Origin of the sequence: Neobacillus vireti (assembly GCF_036962345.1) — a bacterium.
In the GTDB taxonomy this organism is placed as follows: domain Bacteria; phylum Bacillota; class Bacilli; order Bacillales; family Cytobacillaceae; genus Neobacillus; species Neobacillus vireti_A.
Genome location: NZ_JBALNB010000023.1, coordinates 98146 through 118462 on the forward strand (window position 1 = coordinate 98146; position 20317 = coordinate 118462).

At 39.0% G+C, this 20317-nt stretch carries 15 protein-coding genes; 14 read left to right on the forward strand and 1 reads right to left on the reverse strand.

Annotation, left to right across the window (positions count from 1 at the left end; genetic code table 11):
- Positions 1-2 precede the first annotated feature (2 nt).
- From V7108_RS24685 to V7108_RS24750, 14 genes are all read left to right on the forward strand, one after another.
- Positions 3-4880: an Ig-like domain-containing protein gene (locus V7108_RS24685; protein WP_335569687.1), complete on the forward strand. Its 4878-nt coding sequence runs from the start codon at positions 3-5 to the stop codon at positions 4878-4880.
- 307 nt (positions 4881-5187) lie between these two features.
- A complete protein-coding gene (locus V7108_RS24690; RefSeq protein WP_335510010.1) occupies positions 5188-6024 on the forward strand; it encodes an ABC transporter permease in 837 nt (278 codons plus the stop codon).
- A complete protein-coding gene (locus V7108_RS24695) occupies positions 6017-6796 on the forward strand; it encodes an ABC transporter permease (RefSeq protein WP_335510008.1) in 780 nt (259 codons plus the stop codon). The genes V7108_RS24690 and V7108_RS24695 overlap by 8 nt, the downstream gene beginning before the upstream one ends.
- Positions 6797-6838: 42 nt before the next feature.
- Positions 6839-7879, forward strand: coding sequence for an ABC transporter ATP-binding protein (locus V7108_RS24700; RefSeq protein ID WP_335510006.1), 1041 nt, complete (start codon positions 6839-6841; stop codon positions 7877-7879).
- Positions 7880-7907: 28 nt separating this feature from the next.
- Positions 7908-8972, forward strand: a complete 1065-nt coding sequence (locus V7108_RS24705; protein ID WP_335569688.1) for an ABC transporter substrate-binding protein — start codon at positions 7908-7910, stop codon at positions 8970-8972.
- Positions 8973-9336: 364 nt separating this feature from the next.
- Positions 9337-11049 carry an adenine deaminase C-terminal domain-containing protein gene (locus tag V7108_RS24710; protein WP_335510673.1) on the forward strand — a complete coding sequence of 571 codons (1713 nt, stop codon included), beginning with the start codon at positions 9337-9339 and terminating at the stop codon, positions 11047-11049.
- Complete coding sequence (locus V7108_RS24715; RefSeq protein WP_335569689.1) at positions 11046-12374, forward strand: amidohydrolase; 1329 nt, start codon at positions 11046-11048, stop codon at positions 12372-12374. The genes V7108_RS24710 and V7108_RS24715 overlap by 4 nt, the downstream gene beginning before the upstream one ends.
- A 215-nt stretch (positions 12375-12589) precedes the next feature.
- Complete coding sequence (gene purB / locus V7108_RS24720; protein WP_335569690.1) at positions 12590-13954, forward strand: adenylosuccinate lyase; 1365 nt, start codon at positions 12590-12592, stop codon at positions 13952-13954.
- Positions 13947-14471 carry a GNAT family N-acetyltransferase gene (locus V7108_RS24725; protein ID WP_420489216.1) on the forward strand — a complete coding sequence of 175 codons (525 nt, stop codon included), beginning with the start codon at positions 13947-13949 and terminating at the stop codon, positions 14469-14471. Before purB ends, V7108_RS24725 begins: the two co-directional genes overlap by 8 nt.
- Positions 14468-15265 carry a transporter substrate-binding domain-containing protein gene (locus V7108_RS24730; RefSeq protein ID WP_420489217.1) on the forward strand — a complete coding sequence of 266 codons (798 nt, stop codon included), beginning with the start codon at positions 14468-14470 and terminating at the stop codon, positions 15263-15265. The genes V7108_RS24725 and V7108_RS24730 overlap by 4 nt, the downstream gene beginning before the upstream one ends.
- Before the next feature lie 15 nt (positions 15266-15280).
- The gene (locus V7108_RS24735; protein WP_420489019.1) at positions 15281-15958 is read left to right on the forward strand and encodes an amino acid ABC transporter permease; all 678 of its coding nucleotides are present in this window, start codon (positions 15281-15283) and stop codon (positions 15956-15958) included.
- Positions 15959-15970: 12 nt separating this feature from the next.
- Positions 15971-16711: an amino acid ABC transporter ATP-binding protein gene (locus V7108_RS24740; protein WP_335510664.1), complete on the forward strand. Its 741-nt coding sequence runs from the start codon at positions 15971-15973 to the stop codon at positions 16709-16711.
- 5 nt (positions 16712-16716) lie between these two features.
- Entirely contained in the window at positions 16717-17853 is a 1137-nt protein-coding gene (locus V7108_RS24745; protein WP_420489018.1) for an amidohydrolase, read from the forward strand.
- Complete coding sequence (locus V7108_RS24750; RefSeq protein ID WP_335569691.1) at positions 17850-19175, forward strand: MmgE/PrpD family protein; 1326 nt, start codon at positions 17850-17852, stop codon at positions 19173-19175. Before V7108_RS24745 ends, V7108_RS24750 begins: the two co-directional genes overlap by 4 nt.
- Positions 19176-19214: 39 nt before the next feature.
- Here V7108_RS24750 and V7108_RS24755 read toward each other — a convergent pair whose 3' ends face one another.
- Positions 19215-20315 (reverse strand): UDP-N-acetylmuramoyl-tripeptide--D-alanyl-D-alanine ligase, encoded by a 1101-nt coding sequence (locus V7108_RS24755; protein WP_335569692.1) that lies wholly within the window; start codon positions 20313-20315, stop codon positions 19215-19217.
- Between the last annotated feature and the right edge of the window lie 2 nt (positions 20316-20317).

The window sequence follows — 20317 nt, forward strand, 5'->3', positions numbered from 1 at the left end:
GAATGGCAGAAAGTATAGCTAGAAAGTACAAAAGTAAAAGGAAGGTCATCTGGATATTATCACTTAGCCTTTTGCTCATTTCAGTGTTTGTATTTAGCACAAATGCTTTTTCGCTGGATGGAGCGAAGCGATTTATCGTATTTAATGAAGAAAAGTGGGAAATGGGAACGATGGGTCAGCCAGACTGGGTGACGAATAAAGATAGTATTACCTTTAAGGTAGATTTAAAGGAGGACTTTGCAAATAACAGTCAAGGTGAAATGGTTACAGCGGCAGAAGCACCGTTTACTGTTAAAGCTGATTACCAGGGCAGTGAAATCAAAAATGCCCAAATTGAGGAAATAAAGGATTCTGAGTCAGGTTTTTTTGGTGAATATTTGATTACCATCCCATTACAACCAGATCATCCCGAGGGAAGCTTACATGTAAACGTGGAATTTGCTGAAGAAAATTCATGGAATATCCCTGCTTCAATCAACACCTTTACGATAAATCGAGATGCCGTTAAACCTATCGTGAATGTTACTCCTTGGTTCGAAAAAGGCAAATTTAGAGACGGAGATTTTACGAACAAGCCAGTCTCGATGAATATTAAAGTAACTGAAAGCAGTTTTACTCCTGGAAAGGATACGATTTCAATTTTAAAAGATGGGATCCCCTATGAACCAGCACAAGCACCTCTCTGGAATGAGAATGAAACATTCCTAACCTTTGATAATACTGGGTTTTATGAAGTAAGTATTGTTGCCGCTGATAAAGCAGGAAATAAAAGTGATCAGGTAAAAGTAACCTTTGGTATTGTGAAACAAGGCCCAAGATTAACGATTACAGATAAAAACGATAGTGGTTTTTATAAACAGGTTGAACTGAAAGTTGAAAGTGACATTCTGATTTATGAAGCAAGTGCAGCCATTGAGAAAACGATAAATGGCATAACGACGACGGAAGTAAAAAGTTTCGAAAGAAAAGGGAAAACAGCAGTCCTCACCCTAACAGAGGATGCGGAGTATAAGGTAAGTGTTACCGTAAAGGACCGACAAAATATTGATCCTGGACATCACTTAGGGGTCACCAGTTTTACGATTGATCAAACAGCGCCGGCCCTGGAGATAAATGGTGTTACCGATCAAGGCAAATACAGTGAATCCAAAGAAGCTGGGATTGTCGTGACCGATACGAATATTGAGCAAAGTAATACGGAACTAAAGGTAACGACTGGCAACCAAGTGATCACCTATAAGGGTGAAGAGGCCTATAAAAAACATTCTTTCACCAATGAAGGTGTCTATGTACTTGAATTAAGCGCCACTGATAAAGCGGGGAATACATCCGTTAAAAATTTGAAGTTTATTATTGATAAGTCTGCGCCGACATTGGAAATCACTGGAGTAAGTGCAGGGGAATTTTACAACTCGGATAAAGGTAGAAAAGAAGTAACGGTATCGGTTGAAGATTTAACCCTTGATTTAACGCAAACAACGTTAATAGTCGAGAAAGATGGTGCGACATATTCAGAAAGTATTCAGTTGAATGGTGTATCAGGCACAAAGGCTGTGGCAAACCATACCTTTACGGCAGAGGGAAAATATACGATTACCCTCACTTCAACCGATAAACTAGGACAAGCTGCACCAGCAAAATCCATTTCTTTTACCATTGATAATACCAATCCGATGGCAGTTGTTACCCTGGATGGTACAGTGTTGGCAGAAGATGAAATAGTAGTAGATGGCGAGAAAACAGTAAAACTAACACTAACCGATAAGCACCATGAGTTTTACAACGTTAGTGTAAAGAAAAATGGAGAAGTGTATGAGTTCGCTCCTTTTGTTCGAGACGGTGATACCGTTGCAGCACAGCATTTATTGAAGGAAGATGGAGTCTATGAAATTACAGTAGATTCTAAGGATAAAGCTGGCAATGAAAGTGTTCTAACGAAAACCATTACGATTGATACCGGTAACCCAGATATTCATTTTAAAGGGGTTGAACATCAGAAACATTACAACAGTGAAGCTGTGGATGTAACGGTCATCGTCAACGACTTCACGTTTGATAAAAAGAAAACAACCCTTGAAATGACAAGAACAAATGGTGATCAGGTCACTGAAATTAAGCCAAATGACTGGGACATCTATGATTACTTCAAGTGGCTGTATAAAGGAGAAATGAAGCTGACTTTTGCAGATGAAGGTGTTTATCAGCTTAAAGTTACCGCAGAAGACAGATTTGGAAAAGTGAGCTCGAAAACAGTAGAGTTTACCATCGATAGAACTGCACCAAAGATTGAGTTCACTGGGATGAACGAAGGTGATTTTGTAAAAAACGGTGAGGTTGTCATCGGGGTTAACGAAACCTACCATGAAACAAACAACGTGACCGTTACAGTTCAGAAAGATGAAAGTATAAAAGAAGAAACGTTTGTGAATTCAGGTGAACAATCTGAACTTGCTTTAAATTTTACGGAAGACGGAGATTATCAGATTACAGTAACAGCAGAGGACAAGGCTGGAAACAAAGCCTCTGATATGAAGTTATCGTTCACGGTCGATACGATTAAACCTGTGATTGATATTATCGAAGTGACAACCAACGAAGTGGTGAAAAACCATTCATACGACGCTGAGAGCAAAAAAGTTTCAATCGTAGTGAATGAACATAATTTTGCAAACAACAAGGTCCAATACGAGGTAATAGAAAAAAATACAGTTACGAATGAAAGTAAATCGATATGGATTGGTGAGTGGAGAAACTTTGCTGAAATATCCAGTCTTACCTACCATTTTACGGATGACTATGAGTATTTCATCACAGTGATCGCGGAAGACGCTGCCGGAAACATTGCAGATGAAAAATCCGTAACCTTTACCATCGATACGATCAATCCGATAGTAGCAAGTGATGGTATTGAGAGTGATAGGAATTACCAAAGTACAACAGCATCATTTTGGGTAAAAGATACCAACATCGACATTTCTAATACAAACTTGAACGTGTTAAAAGATGGGGAGCCTTATAGCATTGGTGATATTGCATTAAGCTATCCTACAGAAGGGGCACTAAGCTATACGTTTAAAGAAGAAGGAAACTATACAGTGACTTTGGAATCCAGTGATAAAGCAAAGCGAAAAACCATCCATGGACCGATAAGTTTTATTGTTGATTCAACAAAGCCTGTTGTAAACGTCGAGGGTGTGGAAGATCACTCCTTTAACCCAGCGAACAAAAACGTAACAATATCCGTTAATGAGAAGAATTTTTCAACAAATACAGTTGAACTGGCAGTAACAAAAGATAATAAGCCATATGATTTGGGTGCATTTATCACGAATCAAAAACAGCTTTCTGTCATTGGCCATAATTTTGCCGAAGATGGGTTGTACTCCATCTTTGTTAAGTCAACCGATAAGGCTGGCAATGGCCCTGTGACTGTAAACCGTACATTCACGATTGATAAAACAAAACCTGCCATTGAAATTACGGGTGTGAATCAAGACGCTTATTATAATGAGGATAAGCGGGTGAATGTCGCCATTCGTGACGTAAACTTAGACATGAACAAAATAACGGTAACAAGAGATGGTGCCCGTTATCAAACCGGCAGCTTCGGTGTCAGCGGCAACACCGCAACGCTTAGTCACAATTTTAGTGAAGAGGGAAACTATCATGTCCTGGTAGAAGCAACCGATAAAGCCGGAAATAGCTTTTCGCATCAAGTGAGTTTTACGATTGATAAGACGAAGCCAGTCATCACCCCTAAATTTAAAGGGCAAAGCAGGGTTATTAAAGACGGTGAATTTATAAACGAAATATTTACACCCGAATTTGCTCTAGATCAGAAAGATGATTCGATCGTCTCTATAACATTAAACGGTGCCGATGCCGGCAGAACGGCTCCGACTGCATCAAAGGAAATGCTTTATCACTTTAACGTTTTGGCTCGGGATAAAGCAGGAAATGAAACAACATTGGAAATTAAGTTTACTTTGGATACGACAAAGCCGATTTTGGCGATTACGGGCATACTTGATGGGTTCTTCAATGAGAACTTGTCACCTAACGTTACCTATTCTGATATTCATTTAGATCCAAGCAGAACATCTGTAACGTTGAACGGTGCTCCATACAAAAACGGGACGAAACTTGAGTTGGAAAGAGACTATGTTTTCAAAGCGACCGTGACAGATTTAGCGAACAATGTCAGTACGAGAACCATTGTCTTTACGATTGATAAAACGTCACCGGTCATCAAGTTTAAAGAACCTGTTTCCAATGAGTATTTTAACAAAGATTTAATACCTGAATTATTGATTGAGGATTTTAGTGAATATGACATCATCGCTCTAACTTTGGACGGCAAAGAATATAATCTTGGCGATCCGATTACTTCTGAGGGGAAACATGTGTTGTTCTTCGAAGTTAAGGATAAAGCAGGTAATATTCAGCAATTAAGTGTCGAGTTTATGATTGATAAAACGGCTCCAAAGGTAATCTACGATGGAATTAAACGTAATGAGATATACTACGATTCTGTTAAAGCAGCAATTACCCTTGATAATCCAAGCGATACGATCAAATCCATTATGGTTAATGGCAAGCTGTATAATTTTGATGAAACTGCAGATGAGAATGGAGTCTCCGTCTTTACGGCAACTTTCTCAGAAATCAAATCATATCAAGTTGAAGTTACGGCGTTTGATGAAGCAAGAAATGAAATAACTACAGTCATTCCGTTTGAAATTGCCGAGAAGACAGCTTTAGTGAAGTTTTATGAAAATAAATCATTATTTGCAGGCTCGTTAATTGGGCTATTCGGAATAATGGGCATCGGAATTACTGTTTTGGTTAGACGAAAGAAAATAGTGGAAGTTGAAGAATAAAGTCAGTGGAAGGCTGTGAATGATAAGAATATCATTTACAGCCTTTTTTTATTATGTTTCTAGGAAAATGAACTTTTTATGCCTATCTTCCAACCTTCGTAAAAACGTGTTTCTTGTTCATGGTCACTAGGTTTCTTTTGTGGCAATACCTGTTAATTCGCGAACAATAATATAAAATATGATATTATTATTCGTATTTGTGGTTGCCAACTAGCATTTTATTCTTTATAATCTTAAAAGTGTAAGAGATAGATTAAACCGGAATCATAAAAATATTACTTTTTTGAATTGGAAAGTGAGGCCAGAAATGACACAGCGAAGAATCCCTTATCTCATCTTAGCTCCAGGAATGATTCTCTTGATTTTATTCTTGGTGTTACCTCTGATTTCCACGATTTTTCCGACGTTCTTTAATGGAGGTTTCACCTTGTCAAATTATACTTCCTTCTTCTTGGATGAGTATAATTTTGGTATCTTTTGGCGGACGATTAAGGTTTCACTAATTGCCACGCTGATTTGTGTAGTGCTGGGAGTTCCAACAGCCTACTACATTTCCCAAAGTCCCAAAAAATGGCGCGGCTTATTGATGTCGATCACATTGTTCCCATTGTTAACAAATTCAGTTGTGCGGAGTTTTGCTTGGATTACGATATTGGGACAAGACGGAATAGTAAACAATGCTTTAATGAATATGGGTTTACTTTCTAAACCACTTACTTTACTTTATACAGAATTCGCCGTCATCATTGGCTCTGTATATCTCTTCTTACCATTAATGGTCATTACGTTAGTAGGAATATTAGAGAACATCGATTCTGAAATAATGGAGGCGGCAGAAACTTTAGGCGCCAATCGCTTGATTGCTTTTGTGAAGGTGATATTGCCATTAAGCGTACCGGGGATTATTGTTGGCAGTATTTTAGTTTTCACAGGAAGTATGACAGCCTATACAACCCCCCAATTATTAGGCGGAAACCGAAACATTATGTTAGCTACCTTCTTATATCAAAATGCAACGGCATTAGGGAACTGGCAAGGTGCAAGTGTCATTGCCTTGATTATGATTGTGGCCACTTTAATTGTGATGAAATTATTCAGCTGGATTGCAAGTCGCATGGATAAAAGAGGTGAGGCAAATGCGTAAAAATATCAGTTTAAAAATCTTTGCAGGCCTTGTTTTTGCATTTCTTTTGGTTCCATTGTTCATTATCATCGTGACATCATTTGGAACAAATTCAACCATTCAATTTCCTATTCAAGGTTTTACTCTTGACTGGTACAGTAAGGTATTTAACAATGAATCCTTTATGGACAGCTTTTTTCTAAGTTTACAAGTAGCATTTATTGCAACGCTCTTGGCGCTAGTTATTGGAGTTCCAGCTGCTTATTCTTTGGCACGTCACAGGGTGTTTGGACGAAATTGGATTAAGAGCTTTTTCCTTTCCCCAACGATTGTACCGGGTTTAGTAGTCGGATATTCTATGTATCAATTTATTGTAATTCAGTTTCAATTTCCTATCATTCAAGGATTGTTATTAGGTCATTTCTTGATTTCTGTACCATACGTCATTCGAGTGGTTGGTTCAACCATTGAGCAGTTAGATTTTTCAATTGAAGAGGTTTCGTGGACGTTAGGCTGTACAAAGTTACAAACGTTTATCAAAGTAGTATTACCGAACATTACTTCAGGAATTTTTGCTTCTTTCATGTTGGCATTCATTAATTCCTTCAATAATATACCTGTTTCGCAGTTTTTATCCGGCCCAGGTGTAACCATGCTGCCAACTAGCTTAATGAATTATATCGAATACAACTACGATCCATCTGTTTCTGCATTATCCGTTGTTTTAATGCTTGGTACGATTGTACTAATGTATGTGATTGAGAAGACACTAGGATTAGCAAGTATTTCATAGGAACATCTAAGAGGTTAACAGCGAAGGGGGTAACACAGCATTATGTCCTATGTTGAATTAAAAGATATTCGAGTGAGTTATGATAACAAAAACAATATCTTAAAAGATTTAAATTTATCGATTGAAAAGGGAGAATTGGTTTCCTTATTAGGGCCATCTGGCTGTGGGAAAACAACCACTTTACGGGTCATTGCTGGCTTGATCGAGCCGAATGATGGTGAGTTTCTTGTTGATAATCAAAACTTAACAAAGGTTCCCGTTCATAAACGCGAATTTGGGATGGTGTTTCAAAGCTATGCTTTGTTTCCTCACCTTACGATTAAGGAAAATGTCGCTTTCGGATTAAAATTACGCAAGGAAAAAAAGAATAGCATTGATAAAAAGGTAAAAAATATTCTTGAGATTACAGGTTTAGAAGCGCTCAGTGACCGCTATCCCAAACAGCTTTCAGGCGGACAAAGACAACGAGTGGCTTTAGCTCGCGCTTTAGTGATCGAGCCGAAATTATTATTATTAGATGAACCTTTAAGTAACCTGGATGCGAAATTGCGTTTATCGATGCGTATTGAAATTAAACGAATTCAAAGCCAATTAGGGATTACATCAGTATTTGTAACACATGATCAAGAGGAATGTTTCTCGATTTCAGACAAGGTGGCTGTTATGAATAAAGGTGTAATCGAACAGTTTGATACACCCGAAGAAATTTATAATAATCCAAAAACGGAATTCGTTGCTCGTTTTATCGGGTTTGAGAACTTCTTTGATTTAACACCGACTGAAGATTGGAAATATAAAGCTATTGATGGAACAGTTTTCACAAGTAATCGTGAATGGGAACCAGGAAAAGGAACAGGAACCATTCGTCCAGATGATATCGAAATAACAGCAAAGGCAGCCAATCATACTGAAAATTCGGTGTCAGGGATTATAAAAGTCCGTACCTTCCTAGGTAAGTCTTATCAATATGAAGTTGAAACTTCCATTGGTACCCTAATCGCAAATAGAGCTGATGATGTGGTTTATCAAGTCGGTGACGCAGTATCATTAACTATTCCAGCTCACAAGCTAATCATCGTTTAAAGACATCTAAGAAAAGGGGATTACACAAATGAAGAAGAAATTAGGATTAGTAAGTTTAACTTTCGTAACAGCTAGTATCCTTGCTGCATGCGGCGGTGGCGGCGGAGATGACAAATCTGCAAATAAGGAACCTCAGACATTGGTCATTTCAACATTTGGCTTGGAAGAAGATAAAATGCAAGAACATGTTTTCAAACCATTTGAAGAAAAATACAATGTCGACATTGTGTTAGAAACAGGTACAAGCTCTGAGCGTTTAACAAAATTGAAAAGCAATCCCAACTCAACGGTTGATGTAATTGAATTGTCCCAATCAAATGCGGCTGATGGTGTTTCAGCTGGCTTATTTGAAAAAATCGACAGCAAGAATGTTCCTAACATGGACAACTTAATCGATAGTGCAAAAGATTTAGCTGCGGATGGTTCTGGCCCAGCTTACACGTTGAACAGTATCGGGATTGTTTATAATAAAAAGTCAGCCGGTAAAGAGATTAAGGAATGGGATGATTTATGGGACTCTTCTTTAAAAGGGAAAATCTCGATTCCTGACATTACTACCACATTTGGTCCAGCTATGCTATATGTAGCAAGCGGCCATAAGAAGGCAGACATTACAAGTGATAATGGAAAAGCAGCATTTGAAGCAATCACAGACCTAGCTCCGAACGTTGTAAAAACGTATAGCAAATCTTCGGATTTAGCCAACATGTTCCAATCGGGAGAAATTGCAGCAGCTGTTGTCGGCGACTTTGCTGTTCCGATTATTACAGAATCTAATCCAGATGTGGCCTATGTTGTCCCTGAGTCTGGAACATATGCAAACTTTAATACAATTAACGTCAACAAAAACTCAAAAAATAAAGACTTAGCATATAAGTATATCGATTGGAGACTAAATCAGGAAGTTCAAGAAAAAACGGCAGTGTCTCTAAATGAAGCACCAACCAATAAAAATGTAGTCCTTGACGAGGAAACAGCCAAAAATAAAACGTATGGTGATGTGGCAGAACGTACAAATAAAGTGGATTCATTATTCGTAAATAAAAACCTTGAGTCTTGGATTAATCAGTGGAATCGAATTTTGAACAAATAAGTTAGGGCATTGAAAAAGGGCTAAGATTATTCTTGGCCTTTTTCTTATAATTAGGCACTCTCTAAAAGTTTTTGTTGTTTTAAGTAGATAACTTTAAGGTTTATTGGAATAAGATGGTCGCTCTGGTTACCGTTGAAGCCGAAAAAACATGGTAGAGGGAATCAAGAGAACCTTTTGGTTACCCGTGAAGCTGGAAAAACATGCTAGAGGGAATCAAAAGATCCCTCTGGTTACCTTTAAACTTGAAATATCATGCAAGCGGGAATTAGTTTAGTTCCTAATCCATATTTTGAGCTGAAATTACCAAAACAACAAAGTTACGAAAACAGCCTTTAATTAATATATTGAGAAGGGGGAAACTCAAATGAAAGTCGATTTGGCGATTATAAATGCACAGGTTTTTAATACTTTTACCAAAAAGTTTGAAAAGAAAAATGTGCTTATTGTTAAAGATAAATTTTATTATCTAAGTGCGGATGAAATGAAAGATTATCAGGCTGTACAAGTGGTTAATGCGGAAAATCAGTATATGATACCTGGTTTAATGGATATTCACATGCATATAGAAAGTTCAATGACATCTCCATCTATTTTTTCAGAAGCGGTGTTGACCCATGGAGTCACAACAGTTGTCGCTGATGCCCACGAAATTGCGAATGTGTTTGGGATGGAGGGATTGGAAGCGTTCTTCTCCCAGCCATCTATGATGGATATTTTCTATGCCATCCCTTCCTCTGTTCCTTCGACAACCCCAGAACTAGAAACAACCGGCGGCTATATCGGTGTAGAGGAAGTAAGGCAGCTTTTGAAGCATCCAAAAGTGATTGCGCTAGGAGAGGCGATGAACTTTAACGGCATTGTCAATGAACCAGACTCTTTGATTAGACAGATATTACGCGCTGTTCAATCGGAAAGGCCATTTATGCCTCTAGAAGGTCATGTTCCGCGTGTTTCAGGATTGGAATTATCCAAGTTTTTATATGCAGGCATAACAGCTGACCATACACATCAATCGCCGGAGTCAATTTATGAGAAAATCACCAATGGTATGTTTTTAGAATTTCAAAAGAAATCCATTACTCCTGAGAACATACGCGTTGTCGTTGAGAATCACTTTTATGATTATATGGCTTTTATTACCGATGATGTGATGGCCGACGACTTGTTAGAGGGACATTTGGATGCAAACGTACGCCTAGCGATTTTCTGTGGGATGCCACCAGAACAGGCCATCTATTGTACTACTTTTACGCCTGCAAGAAGAATGGGATTTCAGGACCGGGGTGCGATTGTCCCTGGATTTAAAGCGGATTTTTTATTGTTGAATGATGTGGCAAGCTTTGAAATTGGGTCTGTATATAAAGATGGGAAATTAGTACATAAACGGGGGATTGACATCCAATATCCAGCTGTCAAGCCTGAATTTCCAAAACATTTTTATAGATCTTTACATTGCAGGGCATTAACATCAGGGGATTTACGATTCAGAGTGAAGGCAGCTGAAAAGGCTGTCGTTAATGTGATTCAAATTTCAGAAGTGGGTACATTTACAGAGCATGTCCAACGTGAGGTTAAGGTTATAGATGGATTTTTAGATTGGGAAAATAGTGGTTTGGCTTTAATTGTTGTTATGGAGCGATATGGGAAAACAGGCAGCATTGCTTACGGATTTGTTGATAAAGCTTTATCTGAAAAAGGAGCTGTCGCCACAACTTGGGCGCATGATCATCATAATTTGATGGTAATGGGAACGAGCTCGAAGGATATCATAGCTGCGCAAAAACAATTATTGGACATGCAAGGCGGTTATGTCGTGGTACAAGACGGGAAGTTGCAAGGTGTATGCCCATTGCCAGTTGGCGGTATTATCAGTGATGCACCGATACAAGAACTAGGTGCGCAATTGAAAGAAGTGCGAAAAGCAATGAATAGGTTAGGGTACCGCAACAGCAATGAAATTATGTCGTTCTCGACTTTATCCTTGCCGGTTTCACCTATTATCAAGATTACAGACAAAGGAATGATGAATGTGCGTTCTCAAATGATGATTCCGCTCGTTGAAGGTGAACAAATTTGAAAATTTTGATTAAAAATGCTTGGATTTTAACCATGAATAAGCAAATGGAGCAGTTCCCAAACGGATATTTACTAACAGATGAGGAGGAAATTTTAGAAGCTGGTGCGATGGACTCATTGCCAAATGACGTCATTTATGACCAATGCATCGATGCCAAAGGAGCTATTTTACTGCCTGGTATGGTGAACACACATACACATATTGGCATGATTCCGTTTCGTTCATTAGGAGATGACTATCCCGACCGTTTACGCCGCTTCTTATTTCCGTTAGAAAATGAATGTATGAATGAAAGGCTGGCGTATACGAGCGCGAAATATGCCATTGCTGAAATGCAGCTTGCGGGTGTGACGACATTCTTCGATATGTATTATTTCGAACAACAATTAGCAGAAGCGGCAGAAGAAATGCAGAGCCGCGGTATATTAGCTGAAACCGTTATCGATTCAGTCACAGTTGATGTACCCGAGCCAATGGGAGGCTTACAGTATGCTTACCGTTTTATCCCAAAATGGCAAGGGAATAGAAGAATTCAAGCATCCGTTGCACCGCATGCCCCATACTCAAATACAATTGAAGTTCTTCAACAAGCAGATGCTCTGTCACAAAGGTACAATGTGCCATGGATGACGCATGTCAGTGAAATGGACTTCGAAATGGATAAATTTCGAGAGGAACACAATCAAACTCCGATTGAATTTTTAGCGGAGATTGGTGTATTGAGTCCAAGACTTGTCGCAGCACACTGTATTCATTTATCCGACCACGATATTGAGTTATTGAAGAAGTATGATGTAAAAGTAGCCCATTGTATCGGGGCGAATACAAAGTCTGCTAAAGGTGTAGCCCGTGTTCGGGATTTATTATCTGCTGGTATAGCGGTTGGGCTGGGCACAGATGGACCAAGCAGCGGCAATACCTTGGATATATTTAGTCAAATGCGATTGTTTGCCAATTTTCATAAAACCTATTTACAGGACCGCAGTGCCTTTCCAGCTGCAGAAATTGTAAAGTTAGCCACTATCGGAGGAGCAAAGGTTTTAGGTATGGAGAAGCAAATTGGCTCTATTGAGGCAGGGAAACAAGCTGATTTCATTCTGCTTGAAACGGATTCAATCAATATGTTTCCTATTTTTGATCCTTATTCTGCTATCGTGTACTCAGCAAATGCTGGTAATGTTAGGGACGTATTTATCGCTGGAAAGCTAGTGGTTGCAGGGAAAAAGTTAGTGGGTTTTGATGAAGTGCAACTACGTTCAGAGCTTGCTGAAGCCATGGAGCAATGCCAATTTAAAACAAAGGCGTTAAAAGCAATGATGGAATAACATTTTTTTACATAAAGGCTGCATCCTGATTACAAGGGGTGGCCTTTTTAATTGTAAGGAATAGGTATACAGAATTATTTATTTTTTAACACTATTTAGTTTAATAGGAAGATTAAATATGGTAGAATACTCATTATTCACAGTAAATCTATAGGAATTAATATTATTGGGAGAGAATCCCAATGATTATATCTTCTTCGAAGGGGTGGCAACAAATGGGGTCTCATGTGTTGGATTTAAGAATGTTGCAGAACAATTTTAGTACACCAGAAATGCGTTCGATATGGAATGATGAAAATCGATTGCAAAAAATTCTTGATGTTGAAGCAGCATTAGCATTAGCTGAAAGTGAACTTGGAGTTATTCCAGAAAAGGCTGGAAAAGTGATTAAAAGTGCTGCTAAAATAGAAAACTTTGATATTGAGGCAATTGCGACTGAGGCTGCAAAGTTAAAACATTCCTTAATGGCAACAGTAAACCATTTACAATCCCTTTCAGGGGAATATGGTGAATATGTCCATTATGGAGTAACCACACAGGATATTACCGATACCGGCACCATTCTGCAGCTAAAAGAAGCAAATGAAATTATCAGACGAGATACGAAGAAAGTTGCTGAGCTTTTAATTGGGCTTGCTTCAAAATATAAGGATACTCCAATGCCAGGGAGAACGCATGGAATGCAAGGATTGCCAACAACATTTGGCTTTAAACTGGCTGTTGTATTAAGTGAGTTTGAACGCCATTTGGAAAGATTAAAGGCTGCTGAAAACCGTGTATTAACGGGAGTCCTAGCAGGCGGCGTTGGAACGTATGCGGCATTAGGGAGTGTTGGTCCAAAAGTTGAAGCAAGAGCTTTGGAAATTCTAGAACTGAATGCTCCAACGATCAGCTGGCATTCTTCACGGGACCGCATTTCAGAATATGGTTCTGTGCTTGGATTAATCAGCGGCTCGCTCGGTAAATTGGGGAATGAATTCTATAATTTAATGCGCACAGAGATCGATGAAGTGGAAGAACCATTTGCACCAGGGAATGTTGGTTCGACAACGATGCCGCATAAACGAAACCCTGCTATCTTTGAGGGGATTGCAAGTTTAACCAAACCAATCCTGCATAGTGTCGCTTTGTTGCATGAATCATTAGTGATGGAACATGAAAGAGATGCGATGAGTTGGCGAAGTGAATGGGTTGCTTTACCTGAAATTTGTTTGTATTTATCTTCACAGCTAAAAAGCATGATTACTGTTTTACAGGGACTTGTGGTGAAGCCTGAAAATATGATGAGAAACCTAGAACTTCAGGGCGGACTCATTCTTTCAGAACGCGTGATGTTCGCACTATCTGAAAAGGTAGGAAAGCAAACAGCCCATCACCTCGTTTATGAAATCGCGATGGAGTCAGCTGAACAAAAAGTTTCATTTAAAACACTGCTTATTCAAAATGAAAAGGTAAGTGCTGTTTTATCTGAGGAACAAATTAATCAACTTTTGGACCCAAGCCAGTACACGGGGCTTGCCAGCCAAAAGGTAGATGAGGTCATTGCATCCATCAAAGGCGGAGGGAATTTAAGTGAGTAATTTGACCTTTCATCAAGCGAAGGATGAGGATATCCCAGCACTGTTGGATTTATCCTTACGAGGCTATGCTTCTATCCGTGACCTAGGAATCCATTTTGCTGCCGCAACTGCTGATGAAGAATTAGTGAAAAAAAATATCAATGAAAACATTTGTTTTTATATGAAGGATGGGGACGAGATGGTTGCCACGGCTTCGATTCGAATGCCATGGAGCAGTCATCATGGTCCATATGAAATTCCGCATATTTGGTGGGTAGCGGTGGCTCCCGAGTATAAACGAAAAGGGTATGCAACAAAAATCTTAGATTTTATTGAGTATGATTTTTTGCGGGACCAGCTTCATTGTCCGTCCGTATCGCTTGGAACAGCTAAGGAACATCCTTGGCTTGCTGAAATGTATCTAAAAAGAGGATACAAAGAGGTTGGCGAGGCTGATTTAGGAAAGGGTCATCAAACCATTTATTTAGAAAAATTACTTTTAGCAAAATCATATAAAAAAAGGCAGGGAACATCATGAAGAAAAAATTTGCATTAATCATTAGTATGGCACTTTTATTATTTTTAGCAGCTTGTGGCGGCGGAGCAAATGAATCATCAGAAAAAGGCGGAGAAAAAGAAGAGAAAAAGGTCATTCGTGCAGGTTCAACGGCACAAAGCTATCCAAATGGATATGAAGAAGATGGTAAATTAGTTGGTTTTGACGTGGAAGTATTAGAAACCGTTGCAGCAAATTTGGGCTATGAAGTGGAATGGGTTAAATCCGACTTTGCAGGCTTAATGGGTCAATTAGAAACGGGCAAAATTGATACGGTTGCAAACTTTGTTGCCGTAACACCAGAAAGAAAAGATAAATACAATTTCTCAGAAACATATGCCTATGCAGGTGCTACGATTGTTACACATAAAGACAATGCTTATGACAGTTTAGAAGATTTAAAAGGCAAAACGGTTTCAGGTGTACTTGGTTCTAACAATGTTAAGAACTTACAAAATTTTGATCCTGAAATTATCCCTAAAACATATGAAACACGTGATGGAGCAATGAATGATGCAATCAACAAACGTGTTGACGGATATGTTAACTCTAAATCTTCGTTAATTGCAGAAATTGAAAAAGGTGATCTGCCATTGAAATTTGTTGGTGATCCATTTGTATATGAAGATATTGCTCTTCCATTCGTGAAAACGGAGCAAGGCGAAAAATTAAGTGAAGAATTTAATGCTGAAATTAAAAAATTACGTGAAGATGGAACTTTAACAGAATTATCTAAGAAATATTTTGCTAACGAAGACATCACCGTAAAGAAATAATTCTGGAGGTAAAAAATGGAATTGAATCTTGACCTCGGGTATTTAGTCGAAATTACTCCAGAGCTTTTGACATTCATACCTCTGACCTTATTTCTTGCAGTAATATCAATGATCTTTTCCATAATTGGCGGGTTAATTTTAGCCTTAATTGTTAGATCGAATATTCCTGTATTAAAACAGTTAGCGACGATATATATATCATTTTTCCGGGCCATCCCAACATTGGTACAGTTATTTTTAATCTATTACGGTTTACCACAGATTTTTCCAGCCTTCACGGCGATGACTGCCATTACGGCGGCAATTTTGGGGCTTAGTTTAAAACAGTCTGCATTTTTGGCAGAAATCTTCCGTGCAGCACTGAATTCAGTCGATAAAGGACAAGTCGAGGCATGTCTATCTGTTGGGATGACCAGGGCGCAAGCCTTTCGCAGAATTGTTATTCCGCAAGCAACACGCAATGCGATTCCTGCTACAAGCAATGTTTTTATCGGTTTAATTAAAGAAACTTCCTTAGCATTCACATTAGGAGTCGTTGAATTATTTGCACAAGGAAAAATTTTAGCAGCTTCGTCCCTTAAATTCTTTGAAACGTATTTAGCATTGGCCTTACTCTATTGGATCTTGATTATCGTATTTACGTTGATCCAACAGGCGGTTGAAAAGCGAATGGAAAAACCGTATATATCGTAAAGGAGTTTTACCATGATCACTGTTACAAATCTGAAAAAGAGGTTCGGAGACAATGTTGTTTTAGATGGCGTTGATTTACATGTTAATCGAGGCGATGTATTGGCGATTATCGGACCATCTGGATCGGGGAAATCGACGTTGCTGCGCTGCCTAAATCTATTAGAAAAGCCGGACGAAGGCATCATTGAAATTGGCGGTACAAAAGTGGACGTAACGAAAATGAGCAGGAAGGAAATCCATCAGCTTAGACAGGAAACAGCAATGGTTTTCCAAAACTATAATCTTTTTAAAAATAGAACTGCTTTGCAAAATGTTACGGAGTCATTGATTGTTGCAAAGAAAATGGATAAACAGGAAGCAGAGAAAATCGGAAAAGAACTTTTAATTAAGGTTGGACTTGAGAATAAGTTTCATCAATATCCTGCTACCTTATCAGGCGGACAACAGCAGCGTGTCGGAATTGCACGCGCGCTTGCTGTGAACCCGCATGCGATCTTATTTGACGAACCAACATCTGCACTTGACCCAGAGTGGGTCTCAGAGGTGCTTCAAGTCATAAAAAATATTGCCGAGCAAAATACAACCATGATTATCGTTACACACGAGATGAAATTTGCTGAAGAAGTGGCCAATCGAGTGATTTTTATGGCAGATGGGAATATTGTCGAAGAAAACGAACCAAAAGAAATTTTCCATAACCCGAAAAATCAAAGGACAAAACAGTTCTTAAAAACATTGGAAAGAGTTGAATAATAATCATGAATATGTCTCATGAACTATTAAGTGATTTAATTGAAAAACGAAGATATTTACATGAGAATCCAGAATTGGCTTTTGAAGAATTCAATACGACCGAGCATATTAAAAAATGGTTAGAAGAGAACCATATTTCCATCCTGCCCTTGGATTTAGAAACAGGTATTGTCGCTGAAGTTAAAGGCGCATTTGCAGGGCCAACGATTGCGATACGCGCAGATATTGATGCTTTGCCAATAAAAGAACAAACAGACGTTCCTTTTAAATCTAAAATGGAGGGAAAAATGCACGCATGCGGTCACGATTTCCATACAACTTCCATCTTAGGGGCAGCGATTCTTTTAAACAGCCAGAAAGAAAGGTTACACGGAACCGTTCGATTTATTTTTCAAGCAGCAGAAGAAGTTGCCCAAGGTGCAAAGAAATTTGTTGAAAAGGGTGCATTAGAAGGCGTCTCTGCTATATTCGGTATGCATAATAAACCAGATTTGCCCGTTGGAACCATCGGGGTGAAATCTGGGGGGCTGATGGCTAGTGTTGATAAGTTTGAAATCAAATTTATTGGTGTCGGCGGTCATGCAGGAATACCACATAATTCGATTGATCCCATCATCATTGCCAGCCAATATGTAACCGCGGTGCAATCGATTGTTTCTAGAAGATTGGATTTGTTTGATAATGCTGTCGTTAGTATTACGAGTATTCATGGCGGGAATACATGGAATGTAATTCCGGATGTCGTAACGCTTGAAGGAACAGTCCGTACGTTTCAGCCGAAGGCGCGTGAAGCGATACCGGGCTTAATGAAGAAATTGGCTGAATCGATAGCAGAAGGAAATGGTGGTTCAGTCGAGTTTATTTGGGAAGATTACTTACCAGTTGTAAATAATGATCCGCAATTTGATGAACTTATTCGTGCCACTGTTTTTGAAAGCGGCTATGAAGTTGCGGAGGCAGTTCCGAGTGCGGGCGGAGAAGACTTTGCATTTTACCAGACCTATATTCCAGGCTTTTTTGTTTGGATGGGGGTGGATGGACCGGAGGAATGGCACCATCCTCAGTATGATTTGAATGAAAATGCGATTAAAGTCGCGTCCGAGTTTTTCGCTCATTTAGCAGTGAATGCATTAAAAAAATGAGTGACTTTACTAGAGCAATTGCAGGGCTCTTACAAAACGCACCGAATTATGACCAGCTGGGATTAAAGACAAAAAGAAACTTGAAAAAGGGCGTTTTTGACTATTTTATCTCTTGTTATGCGAGTGTGAAATACGATCCAAACTTCCACGATGTAGTAAATACAGCGATTTATACAGATTGTGCTGAGGCAGCTGTGATTGGTACGGAAAGGAAGGTCCATCCTTTCGATGCGTGCCTGATTAATGGCTATTCAGCACATGCCTTAGATCTCGATGATGTTCATTCCGAAATACGAGGGCATCCCTCTGCTGTTATCTTAAGCTTATTATTCTCGTTAAGAGAAGAAAAGAAAGACATAAAGTCTTTCTATGTGGCTTATTTAATAGGGATTGAAATCATGACTCGTTTTGCTAAGCTATTGGGTACAGAACATTATGAAAAGGGTTTTCATACAACTGCAACAGCTGGAGTTTATGGGGCCGTAGCAGCTGGAGTACACTATTTAGGGTTCTCTATCGATCAAATGACACAAGCCCTTAATCTATGTGTATCTAAAATTAGCGGCTCTAGAAGTCATTTTGGAACATTGATTAAACCTTTACATGCTGGTTTGGCTGCCCAGAGTGCATGGCAAATTCTCCATTTTGTTAAAAATCATGTCACGGGAAGTGAAAATACCATTCTTTCAAAGAATGGATTGTTGTCTATGTACAACGAGAATGAGAAGGATCCATGGCAGGTTTTTGAAACATGGGGAGAGCCATGGGCGATTGACACCCCTGGATTATGGTTTAAATTATATCCGTGCTGCTCTGCTAATGCGCATCCGATAGATGCCGTGCAAGATATTAAAAAGAGATATCGTTTTACAGCAGGTGAAGTTGCCGCCCTGAATTTATATTTTCCGCCTAAGGGAGACGCAGCCTTGGTATATACAAACCCGGAAAATGGAGAACAAGGGCGCTTTAGTGCTGAATATTGTACGGCACTGTTATTGCTGGAGCAGGATTTATCCATCGAAAACTTTACAGTGAACAGCATTTCTGTTGAAGTCCAGGATATGATGGGCAAAATAAAACGGAAATACGATGAAAACATTCCAAAAAGTGAAAACAGTTATCCAAAGGGCAGGTATTGTATAGCTGAAATTTTCCTGAAGAATGGGCAAAAGTGTATTTCTAGAGTAGACACTCCAATCGGGTCACCGGGAAAGCCGCTGGAGATGGAGGATCTAGTAAATAAAGCAAAAAATTTATTGGGTAACCAGGCTGATTACCTCATCAACCTCTTTTCAGCAGAGGGGGAATCATGGGGAAAGTGATTATATATATGACTTTCTCCTTTTCCCCTCTCTCCTTATTTAACCTTCTCCGTTTCTTGCTAATAAATAATTCACCACATCTTCCATTTTCATTTTACGAGCTCCTTTCACTAAAATCGTGGTTCCTTCCGCTAAATGGTCTAGGGCTTTAAATAAATCTAGCTTATTAGAAAAATAAATTACACTACCAGGGTCAAGCCCTTTGGCAATTGCTGCGTTTGCAATCAAATCTGCATCATCCCCAAAGGTGTAAATAAAATCAATCTTTTTCTCCGCTGCATACGTTCCAATTTCCCAATGGGCGTCCTTCGATATGACACCTAAACCTTTCATACCTCCTAGAATGGCAATTTTCTTTCTTTCCCCTCCTACATTGTCCAAAACATCAATAGCAGCTTTCATGGCATGGACATTGGCGCTGAAGGAGTCATCGATTAAGGTAATATTGCCCTTCAATTTATGGGTGACTAAACGCATTTTCGATTTGTTGTACTCGCGCAGGCCTTTATCGATTTGTTCTGAAGTAAAACCAAGCAAATCAGCTATGGCAATAGCAAACAAGGCGTTATATATATTGTGTACACCGTAAATTGGAATGAAAAAAGGAGCATACCTGCCTTTAACCTTAACCCGAAAACTCATGCCGCCCTCTACATATTTCACATCTATTGCCCGATAATGTGCCCGTTTGTTTATCCCAACTTTTATGACACTTCCTTCAAAGGAATCGATAAGTAAATGCTTTGAATTTTCGTCATCTACATTAATCAGCATAATTCCTGTTTGATCCATATTTTGAATAAGTTCCGATTTGGCTTTTGCTAAATTTTTTATGTCACCGCCAAAGTTTCCTATATGTGCAGTGCCAATATTGGTGATGACGCCGATATTAGGGCGAATAAAGCCGCAATGCTTCACGATATGCCCATAGTAGACGATTCCGAATTCAACCACTACCGCTTGATGAAAATCACGCAATCTCTTAGCGCTCTTCTCCGTATTAATGAAAGCATTATTATAATCTCTAGATTCATAAATATTCCATTTTTGTCTTAATACTGAGGCTATCATGGATTTTGTTGTTGTTTTTCCGGCACTTCCCGTCACGGCTATGGTTGGCCGCTGATTGTTAAGGAACATTG